The sequence below is a fragment of the Rhodococcus sp. P4_F5 genome (genome assembly GCF_056401315.1).
Genome location: NZ_JBFUJP010000109.1, coordinates 1 through 12,720, shown reverse-complemented (window position 1 = coordinate 12,720; position 12,720 = coordinate 1). Strand labels below are relative to the sequence as shown.

Genomic DNA, 12,720 nt, shown 5'->3' with positions numbered 1-12,720 from the left:
AGGAACATCAGCAGCGTGGTCAGCAGCACCACCATCGTCACCATCAGCGGCAGGCTGTCCAGCAGCGCCCCGATCGAGTCCTGCTCGATGGCCGGCGTACCGCCGACCAGCATCTGCACCCCGTCGGGCACGCTCATCGAGCGTAGGTAGTCGATGGTCGACGCCGAGTCGTTGCGGTCCACCAGGCCGGCCTTGAGGACCGTCACGCCGTTCTTGGTGGGGTTGTTCACGCTGAACTTCTCGACCAGCCCGGGCGCGTCGCTAGCGGTCTTGACGATCTTCCCCAGCTCGGAGCTGTCGGCGCCGGAGACCACGAGCTTGATCGGCTCGGTCCGGGAATTGGGGAACAGCTCGTCGAACTGTTCCTGGGCGACGCGGGTCGTGTTGTCCGGGGGCAGGTAGGTCTCGTTGATCCCGCCGAACTTGATGCCCGCGATCGGGAGGGTGAGCAGCAGCAGACCGACCACGATCGGGATGGCGACCTTGACCGGATGCTTCATCACCCACTGGGTCAGCCGGCCCCAGAAACTGTCCTCGATCTCGTCGGTGGTCTTGGTCTTGCGCATCCACTTCAGGCCGAGCGCGTCCACCCGGCGGCCGAGGATGGCGAGGATGGCGGGCAGCACGGTCACCGACACCACCGCGGCGAGGATGACCGCGGCGATGGCGCCGTACGCGACCGACTTGAGGAAGCCCTGCGGGAAGATGAGCAGGCCGCCGAGGCTGGCGACGATCATCGTCGCGGAGAAGATGACGGTGCGCCCGGCTGTCATCACGGTCCGTCGCACGGCATCGGCGGTGCTGTAGCCCTCCGCGATCTCCTCGCGGAACCGACTGACCATGAACAGGCCGTAGTCGATGGCCAGGCCGAGGCCGATCAGCGAGACCACCGGCACGACGAACCCGTTGACCTCGGTGAATCCGGTGATCAGCTTGACCACGCCGTTGGCGGCGATGACGGTCAGGCCGCCGACGATCAGTGGCAACGCGGCGGCGACGACGCCGCCGAAGATGAAGAACAGCAGGATCCCGACCGCGGGGATGGCCAGGATCTCCATCCGGTGCACGTCGTTGGCCATGGTGTCGTTGAGCGTGCTGGTGACCGGCTGCAGGCCGGCCAGTTGCACGTCCACGCCGTCGATGTAGAACTGGTCGCGAACAGCCTTGAAGTTCGCCGCGACCTCGGTGTCGTTGGCGCCGGCGATGCCGACGCTGGCGATCGCGTGGGTCTTGCTGGGGTCCGCCAGCGCGGCGAGTTTGGTCTGCCAGTAGCTGCCGTTGACGGCGAGGATCTTGTCCGGGTTGTTCTGGACCAACTGGTCCAGGTTCTGGGTGATCTTCGCCCCGAAGGCGGGGTCGTCGACCGTCTTGCCCTCGGGCGCGGTGTACAGCGCGACCACGTCGGCCTTGGTGTCGCGTCCGAAGGTGCCGTCCGCGAGCTTCGCGGCCGCGACCGACTCGGATCCCGGGTCGTCCCATCCGCTCTGGCTGAGGTTGTTCTCCAAGCCGAGTCCGTACGCCCCCAGGCCGAGCAGCAGCGCAACCATCACCCCGATGACCGTGTATCGGAGGCGGTAGACCAGGCGACCCCAGCTGTCGAACACTATTGGACTCCTTGACGCCCGAGCAACAGAGCGGACAGTGGTCGGAACGGCTGCAGCCAGGCGCCCTCGTCGGGCAGGGAGTCGAGGCTCACCCGCGGCAGCGGCTCGCGGAACACCCCGTTGATGTCCTCGAGGTCGATGAACTCGAGGATCTCCGAGGCGACCGCCCAGCTGGCGTGCTCGCGGAAGCCGAGGACCTGTACGGGCACGCCGGTCGCGGCGATGTCCTCGAGCGGCTGGCGGAAGGCCTGGCCGTCGGCGGACGCGACCATGATGCCCGCCAGACCACCGTCCCGGGCGCGCAGTGCGATGTGGGCCAGCATGTCGTCGTCGACGTCGCTGTCCTCGTCGACCTTGGGCTTGGCGAACACCGCGAAACCGACGTTGCGCAGGGCCTCGACCCAGGGACGGACGACGTCGGCGCTGCCCTGGGCGATGTTGGTGAACACCGTCGCCTCGGGCTCGAGCCGCACGCCGCTGGTGCCGGAGAGTTCGGCGGTCCGGCTGAGCAGCCAGCGTCCGAGCGCGTCGAAGCGGGGGCGGTACGCGGCGGTGGGCCGGCCTCCGAGGATGGCGCCGAGGCCCATGTCCAGGTTCGGTGCGTCCCAGACCAGCAGCACGCGCTTCGGCTGGCGGACCTCTCCTGTGGGCGCGACGGCCCCCGGCTCGGTGTCGGGCAACCGCTCGCTCACGCTCATCCTCGGACCTTTCCCCAGATCAGTTCCGTGATCGGCCGGCCGACGCGGTGCGCCTTGTCTTCGAACTTGGTGACCGGACGTTCGTGGGTCATCGGCGACTCCGCCGCACCCTGTGCCAGCTCCTCCCAGCTCAGCCGGGTCAGCAGCGGCTCCGCGTCACCGGTCTCCGCGATCCACTCGGCGTACTCGGCGTGGTCGGTGGCCACGTGCAGCACGCCGCCGGGCATCAGCTTCTCGGCGATCAGCTTGAACGTCGGCGCCTGCAGCAGCCGTCGCTTGTGGTGGCGGGCCTTGGGCCACGGGTCGGGGAAGAAGACCCGCGCGCCGGTCAGCGACTCGGCGGCCAGCATGTTCTCCAGCACGTCCATCGCGTCGCCACGCAGCACCCGGATGTTCGGGATCGACTCGCGCTCGATGGCCTGCAGCAACTGGGCGAGGCCGGGGCGGTACACCTCGACTGCCAGCAAGTTCACGTGCGGCTCGGCCTTGGCCATCGCGGTGGTCGCGGTGCCGGTGCCGCAGCCGATCTCGATGACGGTCGGGGCGTCACGGCCGAACCAGGCCGCGGTGTCCAGTGGCTCGTCCGAGACGTCGGCACCGATCACCGGCCACAGCCGGTCCCAGGTCAACTGCTGGGAATCGGTCAGCGCGCCTCGGCGCGAGCGGAAACTTGTCACCCGGGGATACAGACGGGAGCCTTGTTCTGCGGGCCCTGTCACCCTGGGTTCAGCGTCATTCACCGCACCATTGTCACGCATGACCGTGGTTTCTGGCAGCTGGGTCTGAAGTCACGGTTGAGACTTTCTCGATCCTGTGCGCCCTGCCTGGCCCCTTGCAACGCCTGGAACAGTGCGTTTGCTGTCGGGACGAAATGCGAGACTCGGCGTACCTCACACTTTCGGCGCGCCGGATCGGCGCGATCCGCACCGCATAGTTGCCGCGCGAGAGGCCGGGAACTGCGATCATCGGTGCCTCGGGCCGGTGTCGAGAGGGGAGCCGCCCGCGGGGGATCTGTTCGTTTCTTGGGCGGGGGTGACGCTGTGGCGTCGACGGGGGAGCACGGCGGGGCGGGCGGCGCTGGTTCGTGGGACGGCGGGGCTTCATGGGACGGCAGGGCGCTCGACGGGTTGCGCCTGGCGGTCCGGCGAGCCGACGTCGGCGCCGCCGTCACGCTCGATGCCGCGGTCCGGGCGCAGCGGCGCGGGATCGACGTTCAGGTCACCGGCCGCGCCGGGGTGGGGCGGTCGGCGGTGCTCGCGGTGCTTGCCGCCGCAGGCGGAGTCGGCGGCGTCGGATTCGCGGAGACCGACGCGTGGGACGTTCCCGGGGCGGCGGACCCGGCGCTGACCGGGGACCTGGTGGTGCTGGTGCTGTGCGGTCCGCCGCGACCGGTGGACCTGGTTGCGGTCCGAGCCGCTCCGGCCCGGGTGCTGGCCGTGCTCAACAAGGCGGATGCGCTCACCGATCCCGCGGCGGTCGCGGTGAGCGGCGGCGCGGAGCTGGGGCTCGAGTGCCTGCCGGTCGCCGCGGGCGTGGGACCGGCCGGGGCGGGCGTCGACCCGTTGCGGGCGGTCGTGCGGGGTCTGATCGACGAGGTGCGAGCGGAGCGGGCGGCCGCGCTGCTGTCGGTGCTGCGCGGACTCACCGGCGTCGCCGCGGTCCGGGACCGGGTCGAGGCGTATCTGGGCGCCGACGAGGGCGTGCGACTGGGCGCGGTCGCCGCCGGACCCCACCCGCGCGTTCCCCAATGTCACATCGGGGAGCCCCACGGAACCCGATGTGACATTGGGGAACCTCCGGGAGACCCGTTGGCGGCGGCCGGGTACTGGCGGGGCCGGCTCCAGGCCGACGGCGCCGACGAGGGCGTCCGCGCGGCGCTGGCCCGCCATCGCGACCACGTGCGGGACTGGGAGCGGTGGGCCGGCCGTGTCTGAACGGCCGGCGGAACCACTCGACCGGGACACGGCGGACGTGCTGCGGCGCTGGAATCCGGCGGCGCTGACGGGTCTGCAGACCGGCACGGCGGGCGTCGACCGGCCGACGGTGCTGGTGCTCGGCCCACGCGGCAGCGGTCGCGGGGCCCTGACCGCGCGCTTGCGGGCGGACGCGGAGCCGGACGCACCCGCGCCGGACTACACCGGAGACCCGACGCGCCCGGCCGGCGTCACGCTCGTGGTGCTCGACTCGGCGGCCCCGCTCGGCCGGGAGGAGTTGGCGCTGCTCGACGGTCTGGAACGGGCGGTGTTCGCGCTGACCAAGACGGACGTCCACGCGGGGTGGGATTCGGTGCTGCGCCGCGACGCCGCACTGCTCGCCGAACACGCGCCCCGGTTCGCCGGCGCACCCATCCACCCGGTGTCGGCGCCGCCCGACGGCGACGGGGCCGGGATCTCGGAATTGCGTGGGGCGCTGCTCGAAGCCCTGCGTGGTGCCCCGCAGCGGGACGTGTGGATGCGCCGCCGCGCTGGAGTCGCGGTGGAGCAGACCCGGGAGCTGGTGCGGGCCGCCGCGTCGACACTGGACCACGACGCGACGGCGACCGACCTGCGGGCGCAGCGTGCGGCGGTGATCGCGGACCGCGACGGTGGGCGCGCCGACGCGGCGGCGACGCTGCGCCGGCTGGTGGCGTTGGCGCGGGTGGACCTGCTGCACGAGGTCGGCAGCCGGGTCCGGGAGGTGGGGGTCGCGGCGAGGACCACGCTCGATCGCGGCGACCGGGCCGCGGCGGGGGTGTTCCCCGACCACCTGCGAGCGGAGTTCGTCGGACTCGCCGACTCGGTCGACGCGACGACGGCCGAGCGGCTCCTGGGGATGGCGGCGGAGGTCCTGGGGCCGGACCACCCGGCGAGCGCGGACGACAACCCGGCAGGACGCCTCCCGGCGTTGGATCCGCCGCAGCCGCGACACCGGGGCGTGGAGGACCGGTTGATGATCGCGGTCGGGGCGTCCGCCGGGCTGGGCCTCGGCCGACTGCTGGTGGCGCCGCTGTCGATGGTGCCGACCCTGGACCTGGCCAGCATCCCAGTCACGCTGCTGGTCGGCGCCCTGGCGGCGTGGTGGCTGGCCCGCACGCGGGGCCTCGCCGCGGATCGTGCGCACCTGCGGTCGTGGACCACCGATGCCCTCGCCCAGGTCCGGTCCGGCCTCGAACAGCGGGTCCTGGCGCAACTGGTGGACGCCGAGGCCCGGATCGCCGGTCAGGTGCTGGCCGGGCACCGCAGCCTGGTGCGCTCGACGGACGAACGACTGGCCACGCTGGACCGGCGACTGCGGGAGCACGCGCAACGGACGTCGGCGCGACGGTCGGCCTGCGAGCGTGACCTGGCGGTGCTCGACCGCGCGCTGGGGCGGACGGCGGGACGGGAACCGCCGGCGCCGGCGGTGCGTCCAACCTCCTAGCAGCCGGTTTCGACGAGGCCGGGCCAGGTGGCGGAAGGACCCGCGATGATGCAGGACGACATGTTGCTGTGCGCGCACGGGTTGGGCGAGAACCCGGTCGACACGGATCCGGGGGAGTGGGCCCTGCACGACCCGACCGTCGACCTCGACGGGGACGGGGTCCTCGACACCCGGGCCTACGCGGACGGCGACGCGGCGCTGGTGGCGTCGGATCTGGACGGGGACGGGTACGCCGACCACGTGACGTCGGTCGAGGCGGACGGCGAGTACTCGGCCTGGCAGGCGCACCGACAGCCCGACGGCTCGTTGCGGTGGGAACGGACCGATCACGGTCGGCTGTAGACGGCCGGTTTCGGGGGCCATGGGGGAACGGTGGGTGGGGAGATGCCCGGTTTCATGTGAATTCGCCAACTATTAACCGGCGGGTTTCGGGGAAACGTTGTGAAGTGGGACGGACGTCCGTATAAACAACTGGTGTGGCTTGAGTCACTCGTTTAACACTTCGGAGAAGGCTCCGTGCCCGGGGGGCCCGGCGCCATGTGAATGATCGAAATGGAGATCTACATGTCTCGTACCCCGATGCGCCGCATCGCCGCCGTCGCAGCCTCCGCTGCCCTCGTCGCGGGCGGTGTGACCGCCGGCGTGACCATTGGTGCCGGTGTGGCGAGTGCCGCGACCTGCTCCTCGTCGAGCCAGGCCACCAAGAACGACATCAGCACCTGGGGCATCACCCACACCTACAACAAGACCGTCACCAACGCCGCAGGCGAGGAGATCAGCCACGCCTCCGCGGGCTCGCTGGTCACCTACAAGACGGTCGTCGGCACCACCGGAATCGGCAACCCCTACGTCAACACGATCAACGACATCCCGCCGGTCGGGTTCGGTGCGCCGGTCTCGGCCACGCTCACGGCCTACACCGTGAGCATCCCGACCGGGCAGCACGAGGAAGCCGTCACCATGACCCCGAACGGTGACGGCTACAAGGTCACCGGCACCGGGTGGTTCGTCAACTCCGGCAACCCGGTCACGCTCAAGACCACCTACAAGGTTCCCGACAACGCCGTCCCCGGCAGCCAGGTCACCAGCCGCGGCACGGGCGTCGCGGGCACCGTCGGCGTCAGCAACGAGATGCCGAACCTGACCGCCTGCTTCACCGTCCGCCTGCCCAACCCGGGCGAGGCCGTCACCGGCAGCATGGACGGAGCCGGCCTCGGCTCCTCGGAGGGCCAGCTCTCCTCCACCGGCTCGGTCAGCGACGTCCTCGGCGACACGATCACCAAGGTGCTCGAGAACGGCAGCTAGGTCCCGTCTGCCGTGTGAACGTCTGACGGCGCGTGCGTCGGACAGCTAAGTAACGGACACCTCCGTCGGGTGGCCGGGAGGGTCCCCTCCCGCCGCGGATCGGACGCCCTCGGGCGCCGGTCCCGGGTCGCCCGACGGAGGTGTCCGTTTGTCTGTGGTGGCAGGCATCGCAGCAGGCGGATGTCACTGAATCGGTCCTGTGACTGATCGGACAAGACCCGATTGCCTGTACGGATGCAGGCGGCGTTAACCTCTTATGTAGGACACCCGGCGCCCGTGTCCTCCGTTTTCGCTATGCGTCGACGGAGCAGCGGGATGCACCCCGCCGAGAGGGGGCAATCGGTACGACCGCGCGCGGCCACCAGGCCGCGCCCGCGGAGGATCCGATTCCGGCACACCCCAGGGAGAGTTTGATGACCTCAGCGACCATTCCAGGTCTGAACGGAACTGACGGCACGCCCACCGAGCACGGCGAGCTGCTCGCCTGGGTGCAAGAGGTTGCCGAGCTCACCCAGCCGGACCGCGTCGTCTTCGCGGACGGCTCGGACGAGGAGTGGGACCGCCTCACCGACAAGCTGGTGCAGGCCGGCACGTTCACCCGGCTCAACGACGAGAAGAAGCCGAACTCGTTCGTCGGCAACTCCGACCCGTCGGACGTGGCCCGGGTCGAGTCGCGCACCTACATCTGCTCGCGCGAGGAGATCGACGCCGGCCCGACCAACAACTGGATGGATCCGGCGGAGATGCGGTCGCTGATGACCGGTCTCTACCGCGGCTGCATGCGTGGCCGCACCATGTACGTGGTCCCGTTCTGCATGGGCCCGCTCGGTGCCGACGACCCGAAGCTGGGCGTCGAGATCACCGACTCCGAGTACGTCGTCGTCTCGATGCGCATCATGACCCGCATGGGCACCGCGGCGCTCGAGAAGCTCGGCACCGACAAGCCGTTCGTCAAGGCACTGCACTCCGTGGGCGCGCCGCTCGCCGAGGGCCAGGCCGACGTGCCGTGGCCGTGCAACGACACCAAGTACATCACCCACTTCCCGGAGGATCGCGAGATCTGGAGCTTCGGCTCCGGCTACGGCGGAAACGCGCTCCTGGGCAAGAAGTGCTACTCGCTGCGTATCGCGTCGGCCATGGCCCACGACGAGGGCTGGCTGGCCGAGCACATGCTGATCCTCAAGCTGATCTCCCCCGAGGACAAGGCGTACTACGTCGCCGCGGCCTTCCCGTCCGCGTGCGGCAAGACCAACCTCGCGATGATCCAGCCGACCATCCCCGGCTGGCGCGCCGAGACCCTCGGCGACGACATCGCGTGGATGCGATTCGGTGAGGACGGCCGCCTCTACGCCGTGAACCCGGAGTTCGGCTTCTTCGGCGTCGCGCCGGGCACCAACTACGGCTCGAACCCCAACGCGATGAAGACGCTCGAGGCGGGTAACTCGCTGTACACCAACGTCGGCCAGACCGACGACGGCGACGTGTGGTGGGAGGGCCTCGAGGGCACTCCCGAGCACCTGATCGACTGGAAGGGCAACGACTGGACGCCCGAGTCCGGCGAGAAGGCCGCCCACCCGAACTCGCGCTACTGCACCCCGATGTCGCAGTGCCCGATCCTGGCCCCCGAGTGGGACGACCCGCAGGGCGTGCCGATCTCGGCGATCCTGTTCGGCGGCCGTCGCAAGACGACCGTCCCGCTGGTCAGCGAGTCCTTCGACTGGCAGCACGGCACCTTCCTCGGCGCGACGCTGTCCTCCGAGCAGACCGCCGCGGCCGAGGGTGCGGTCGGCACCGTGCGTCGTGACCCGATGGCGATGATCCCGTTCATCGGCTACAACGCCGGTGACTACCTGAACCACTGGATCACCCTCGGCAAGAACGCGGACTCGTCGAAGCTGCCGAAGATCTTTTACGTGAACTGGTTCCGTCGCGGCGACGACGGCCGGTTCCTGTGGCCCGGTTTCGGTGAGAACTCCCGCGTGCTCAAGTGGATCATCGACCGCATCGAGCACAAGGGCGGCGCGCAGTCCACGCCGATCGGCTTCGTCCCGACCGCCGCGGACCTGGAGCTGACGGGTCTCGACGTGGACGCAGCCGACGTCGAGGAGGCGCTGGCCGTCGACGTCGACGAGTGGAAGAAGGAACTGCCGCTGATCGAGGAGTGGTTCGAGTTCCTCGGCGAGAAGGTGCCGTCGGGCATCCGCGACGAGTTCGAGGCGCTCAAGGGCCGCCTGGGCTGATCGCCCCTCGCACAACCGTTTGACCGAATGTCGCATTCGTTCAGTTCAGCTGAACGAATGCGACATTCGGTCGTTTCGGGGGCGCTGAAAACCGGGCCGGGCACAGCGGTCTGCGCGGGCAGTGGTGCAATACACGCAACGACCGCGAGACCCGGCGCTGCCGCGTCAGTGAGGACCTGCCATGACTCAGATCTACGAAAACGTCACCGAACTGGTCGGACGCACCCCGCTGGTGCGACTGAACCGGGTGACCGCCGGGGCGCAGGCCCAGGTGGTTGCCAAGCTGGAGTTCTACAACCCGGCCAACAGCGTCAAGGACCGGATCGGCGTCGCGATCGTCGACGCCGCCGAGGCCGCGGGCGAGCTCAAGCCCGGCGGCACCATCGTCGAGGGCACGTCGGGTAACACCGGCATCGCCCTGGCCATGGTCGCGGCCGCGCGTGGCTACAAGGTGATCCTCACGATGCCGGAGACGATGTCCACCGAGCGTCGGGTGATGCTGCGCGCGTACGGCGCGGAGATCGTCCTCACCCCGGGTGCCGAGGGCATGGCCGGCGCGGTCAAGAAGGCCGAGGAGATCGTCGCGCAGACCGCGAACGCCGTGCTGGCCCGCCAGTTCGCGAACCCGGCCAACCCGGCGATCCACCAGCGCACCACCGGTGAGGAGATCTGGGCCGACACCGACGGCGAGGTCGACATCTTTGTCGCGGGCATCGGGACCGGCGGCACCCTCACCGGCGTCGGCCGCACCCTCAAGGAGCGCAAGCCCGGCGTGCAGATCGTCGGCGTCGAGCCGGCCGACTCGCCGATCCTCACCGGCGGCCAGCCCGGCCCGCACAAGATCCAGGGCCTCGGCGCGAACTTCGTGCCCGACATCCTCGACCGCGACATCTACGACGAGATCATCGACGTCGAACTCGACGACGCGATCCGCACCGCGCGTGACCTCGGCACCGTCGAGGGCATCCTCGGCGGCATCTCGGCCGGCGCCAACGTGTGGGGTGCGCTGCAGCTGGCGAAGCGCCCGGAGAACGCGGGGAAGCTGATCGTGGTGGTGGTGCCCGACTTCGGCGAGCGCTACATCTCCACCCCGCTGTTCGAACACATTCGGGACTGACGGTCGTGGGAGTGCTGCGCACGGTTCGCGAGGACCTGAAGGCCGCGCGCGGCCACGATCCGGCCGCGCGCAGCAACCTCGAGAACGCGGTCGTCTACTCGGGCCTGCATGCCATCTGGGCGCACCGGGTCGCGCACCGCATGTGGGCGGTGCCCGCGTTGCGCGGTCCGGCGCGGGTGCTGGCCCAGTTCACCCGGTTCCTCACCGGCGTCGAGATCCATCCCGGTGCGACGATCGGCCGGCGGTTCTTCATCGACCACGGCATGGGTGTGGTGATCGGGGAGACCACCGAGATCGGCGACGACGTGATGCTCTACCACGGCGTCACGCTCGGTGGGCGGTCGCTGGCCAAGACCAAGCGGCACCCGACGATCGGCAACCGGGTGACCATCGGGGCGGGCGCGAAGGTGCTCGGTCCGGTGGTCGTCGGGGACGACAGCGCGATCGGCGCGAATGCGGTGGTGACCCGCGACGTCCCCGTGGATTCGATCGCCACCGGCATCCCGGCCACCGTCCGTCATCGCAGCGGCAGGCAGCACGAGCAGTTGGTGGACCCGACCAGCTACATCGACCCGGCCATGTACATCTGAGTCCTGGTCAGGCCGTCAGACTGGGTTCGTCGCTCGTGGACAGGGTGAGCACCGCCTTCAGGACGTGCTCATGCCGCTCGAGCCGGGACTCGAGGTCCCGCAGGATCTCCGCGACGGTGTGCTCGGCGAAGTCCCCGGCCAGGTCCACCCCCGCCACCAGGTAGACCTGCCGGGGTCCGAGGTACTCCATCCGGAGCAGCGTCACCCGGTCCACCTCGGGCAGTTCGAGGAGGGTCGCCAGGCCCGCCGCGCGCAGCTGCGGTGACGCCTCCTCGCCGATCAGGAACCGGCGATTGCGGTCGATCAGGATGCCCGCGATCACCGCGAGCAGCACGCCGACCGCGATCGACCCGATCGCGTCCGGGACGGGCGAGCCGGTCAGCTGGTGCAGCAGGACGCCGACAAACGCGATCACCAACCCGATCAGCGCGGCGGCGTCCTCGGCGAACACCGCGCGCACCGTGGGGTCGGAGGTCTTGAGGGCGTGCTCGAGCAGGTCGCGGTCGGCGCCGGCCGCCTCGCGGCGGATCTGCCGGTACGCCTGTCGGAACGAGACCGCCTCCAGCACGAACGAGATCCCCAGGACCGTGTAGGCCACGCCGAAGTCGGTGGCGGGTTCGGCGTGGAACAGCTCCTGCACGCCGTGCGTGATGGACACCCCGGCGCCGAGCGCGAACAGTCCCAACGCGGCGAACATCGACCACACGTAGGCCTCGCGGCCGAAGCCGAGCGGATGCGTCCGGTCGGCGGGGCGTCGCGACCGCCGGTTGGCGATCAGCAGCAGCACCTCGTTGGCCGTGTCGGCCCAGGAGTGGGTGGCCTCGGCGACCATCGAGGCCGACCCGGTGACGGCGGCCGCACCGGTTTTCGCGATCGCGATGGCGAGATTCGCGCCGAAGGCCAGGATGACGGTGAGGGTGCTCTCCCCGGCGGAGTCCACGGCGGCGGGCGGGGTCGTGTCGGCCCCGGGTGCAGACAGGCTCATCCCCGAACGATAGGCGCACGCGCCGGATCCGGCCGGGCGACGGGCGGGCCATATTTGATCTTGAAATCCGTGGATTTCGACCGAGCCGGATCCGTGCAGGCAATAGGCTCTGCACGTCTTCTCCGACGACGCAGGCCGCAGCGCCGCGAAGCCGGAATCCGTTGAGCACGAACTCGAAAGGTCTCCCCATGCAGACATTCACCCGCAAGGGCCTCACGCGGGTCGGCGGCGGCGTCGCCGTCACCGCAGCGACGGTGGCCGCCGTGGCGATGGCAATGCCCGCGACGGCGTCAGCTGCCCCGACCGTTGCGCCGCCCACCGTCGTCGCGACGTCGTCGGGCAACAGCCTCACCATGAAGCTGACCAACCCGAACACCCTGCTGAGCCTCACGGGCTGCCAGGCGTTCGTGGTGAACGCCAAGGACGTTCCGGCGGTGGTGTCCGACCCGACCAAGCTGCTCGACCCGGGCGTCGTGGTCTACCCGAACGTCTCCAACGTGCTGTCGCTGTTCGGCGCGCTGCCGGGAATGACCGTCACCAACACGGTCAACGACATTCCCGCGGGGCTCTACGGCGTGGTCGGCGGTTGCGTGAGCCTGCTCGACGTCACCCACCCCGTCATCGACTCCCCGCAGGTCATGCAGGTGGGTCTCCTGCCCGGCGGCAGCAGCGACGGCAGTTCGTCGATTCCGTTCGGCAGCTGACCTTTTCGCAGCCCTGCGCAGCCCGGACCAGATGATCGGTCCGGAGGCGACGAACGCGCGGCGTGCACCTTGACCAGG

General features: G+C 70.1%; 12 protein-coding genes. 8 read left to right on the top strand and 4 right to left on the bottom strand.

Annotated elements, in window-relative coordinates; all coding sequences use genetic code 11:
- From AC1DU4_RS25240 to trmB, 3 genes are all read right to left on the bottom strand, one after another.
- Positions 1–1,604, bottom strand: a 1,604-nt coding sequence (locus AC1DU4_RS25240; protein WP_477844552.1) for an MMPL family transporter, incomplete at its 3' end; no start/stop codon positions are given.
- A complete protein-coding gene (locus AC1DU4_RS25235; RefSeq protein WP_072843343.1) occupies positions 1,604–2,302 on the bottom strand; it encodes an NYN domain-containing protein in 699 nt (232 codons plus the stop codon). The genes AC1DU4_RS25235 and AC1DU4_RS25240, both read right to left, overlap by 1 nt.
- On the bottom strand, positions 2,299–3,078 hold the full coding sequence (trmB, locus tag AC1DU4_RS25230) for a tRNA (guanosine(46)-N7)-methyltransferase TrmB (protein ID WP_477844554.1): 780 nt from the start codon (positions 3,076–3,078) through the stop codon (positions 2,299–2,301). Before trmB ends, AC1DU4_RS25235 begins: the two co-directional genes overlap by 4 nt.
- A 264-nt stretch (positions 3,079–3,342) precedes the next feature.
- On the opposite strand from trmB, the gene AC1DU4_RS25225 reads away from it, so the two are divergent.
- The 7 genes from AC1DU4_RS25225 (at position 3,343) to epsC (ending at position 10,953) form a co-directional block, all read left to right on the top strand.
- Positions 3,343–4,236 carry a hypothetical protein gene (locus tag AC1DU4_RS25225; protein ID WP_477844550.1) on the top strand — a complete coding sequence of 298 codons (894 nt, stop codon included), beginning with the start codon at positions 3,343–3,345 and terminating at the stop codon, positions 4,234–4,236.
- The gene (locus AC1DU4_RS25220; protein ID WP_477844548.1) at positions 4,229–5,701 is read left to right on the top strand and encodes a hypothetical protein; all 1,473 of its coding nucleotides are present in this window, start codon (positions 4,229–4,231) and stop codon (positions 5,699–5,701) included. Before AC1DU4_RS25225 ends, AC1DU4_RS25220 begins: the two co-directional genes overlap by 8 nt.
- Positions 5,702–5,746: 45 nt before the next feature.
- Positions 5,747–6,043 (top strand): DUF6802 family protein, encoded by a 297-nt coding sequence (locus tag AC1DU4_RS25215; protein WP_477844546.1) that lies wholly within the window; start codon positions 5,747–5,749, stop codon positions 6,041–6,043.
- Positions 6,044–6,265: 222 nt separating this feature from the next.
- Positions 6,266–7,006 carry a hypothetical protein gene (locus AC1DU4_RS25210; protein ID WP_477844544.1) on the top strand — a complete coding sequence of 247 codons (741 nt, stop codon included), beginning with the start codon at positions 6,266–6,268 and terminating at the stop codon, positions 7,004–7,006.
- Between the two features lie 413 nt (positions 7,007–7,419).
- Positions 7,420–9,246, top strand: coding sequence for a phosphoenolpyruvate carboxykinase (GTP) (locus AC1DU4_RS25205; protein ID WP_477844542.1), 1,827 nt, complete (start codon positions 7,420–7,422; stop codon positions 9,244–9,246).
- A 181-nt stretch (positions 9,247–9,427) separates the two neighbouring features.
- Positions 9,428–10,363: a cysteine synthase A gene (gene cysK, locus AC1DU4_RS25200; RefSeq protein ID WP_072843338.1), complete on the top strand. Its 936-nt coding sequence runs from the start codon at positions 9,428–9,430 to the stop codon at positions 10,361–10,363.
- A 5-nt stretch (positions 10,364–10,368) separates the two neighbouring features.
- Positions 10,369–10,953, top strand: a complete 585-nt coding sequence (gene epsC, locus AC1DU4_RS25195) for a serine O-acetyltransferase EpsC (RefSeq protein ID WP_477844540.1) — start codon at positions 10,369–10,371, stop codon at positions 10,951–10,953.
- A gap of 7 nt (positions 10,954–10,960) precedes the next feature.
- Here epsC and AC1DU4_RS25190 read toward each other — a convergent pair whose 3' ends face one another.
- A complete protein-coding gene (locus AC1DU4_RS25190; protein WP_477844538.1) occupies positions 10,961–11,938 on the bottom strand; it encodes a cation diffusion facilitator family transporter in 978 nt (325 codons plus the stop codon).
- A gap of 188 nt (positions 11,939–12,126) precedes the next feature.
- Between AC1DU4_RS25190 and AC1DU4_RS25185 the strand changes: the two genes are divergently transcribed.
- Entirely contained in the window at positions 12,127–12,642 is a 516-nt protein-coding gene (locus AC1DU4_RS25185; protein ID WP_477844536.1) for a hypothetical protein, read from the top strand.
- Positions 12,643–12,720: the final 78 nt, after the last annotated feature.

Bases quoted from the DNA above. Each gene is read 5' to 3' on its own strand.
- AC1DU4_RS25235 (WP_072843343.1), bottom strand. From the start codon at position 2,302: ATGAGCGTGAGCGAGCGGTTGCCCGACACCGAGCCGGGGGCCGTCGCG.
- AC1DU4_RS25215 (WP_477844546.1), top strand. From the start codon at position 5,747: ATGATGCAGGACGACATGTTGCTGTGCGCGCACGGGTTGGGCGAGAAC.
- AC1DU4_RS25210 (WP_477844544.1), top strand. From the start codon at position 6,266: ATGTCTCGTACCCCGATGCGCCGCATCGCCGCCGTCGCAGCCTCCGCT.
- AC1DU4_RS25205 (WP_477844542.1), top strand. From the start codon at position 7,420: ATGACCTCAGCGACCATTCCAGGTCTGAACGGAACTGACGGCACGCCC.
- cysK (WP_072843338.1), top strand. From the start codon at position 9,428: ATGACTCAGATCTACGAAAACGTCACCGAACTGGTCGGACGCACCCCG.
- AC1DU4_RS25190 (WP_477844538.1), bottom strand. From the start codon at position 11,938: ATGAGCCTGTCTGCACCCGGGGCCGACACGACCCCGCCCGCCGCCGTG.
- AC1DU4_RS25185 (WP_477844536.1), top strand. From the start codon at position 12,127: ATGCAGACATTCACCCGCAAGGGCCTCACGCGGGTCGGCGGCGGCGTC.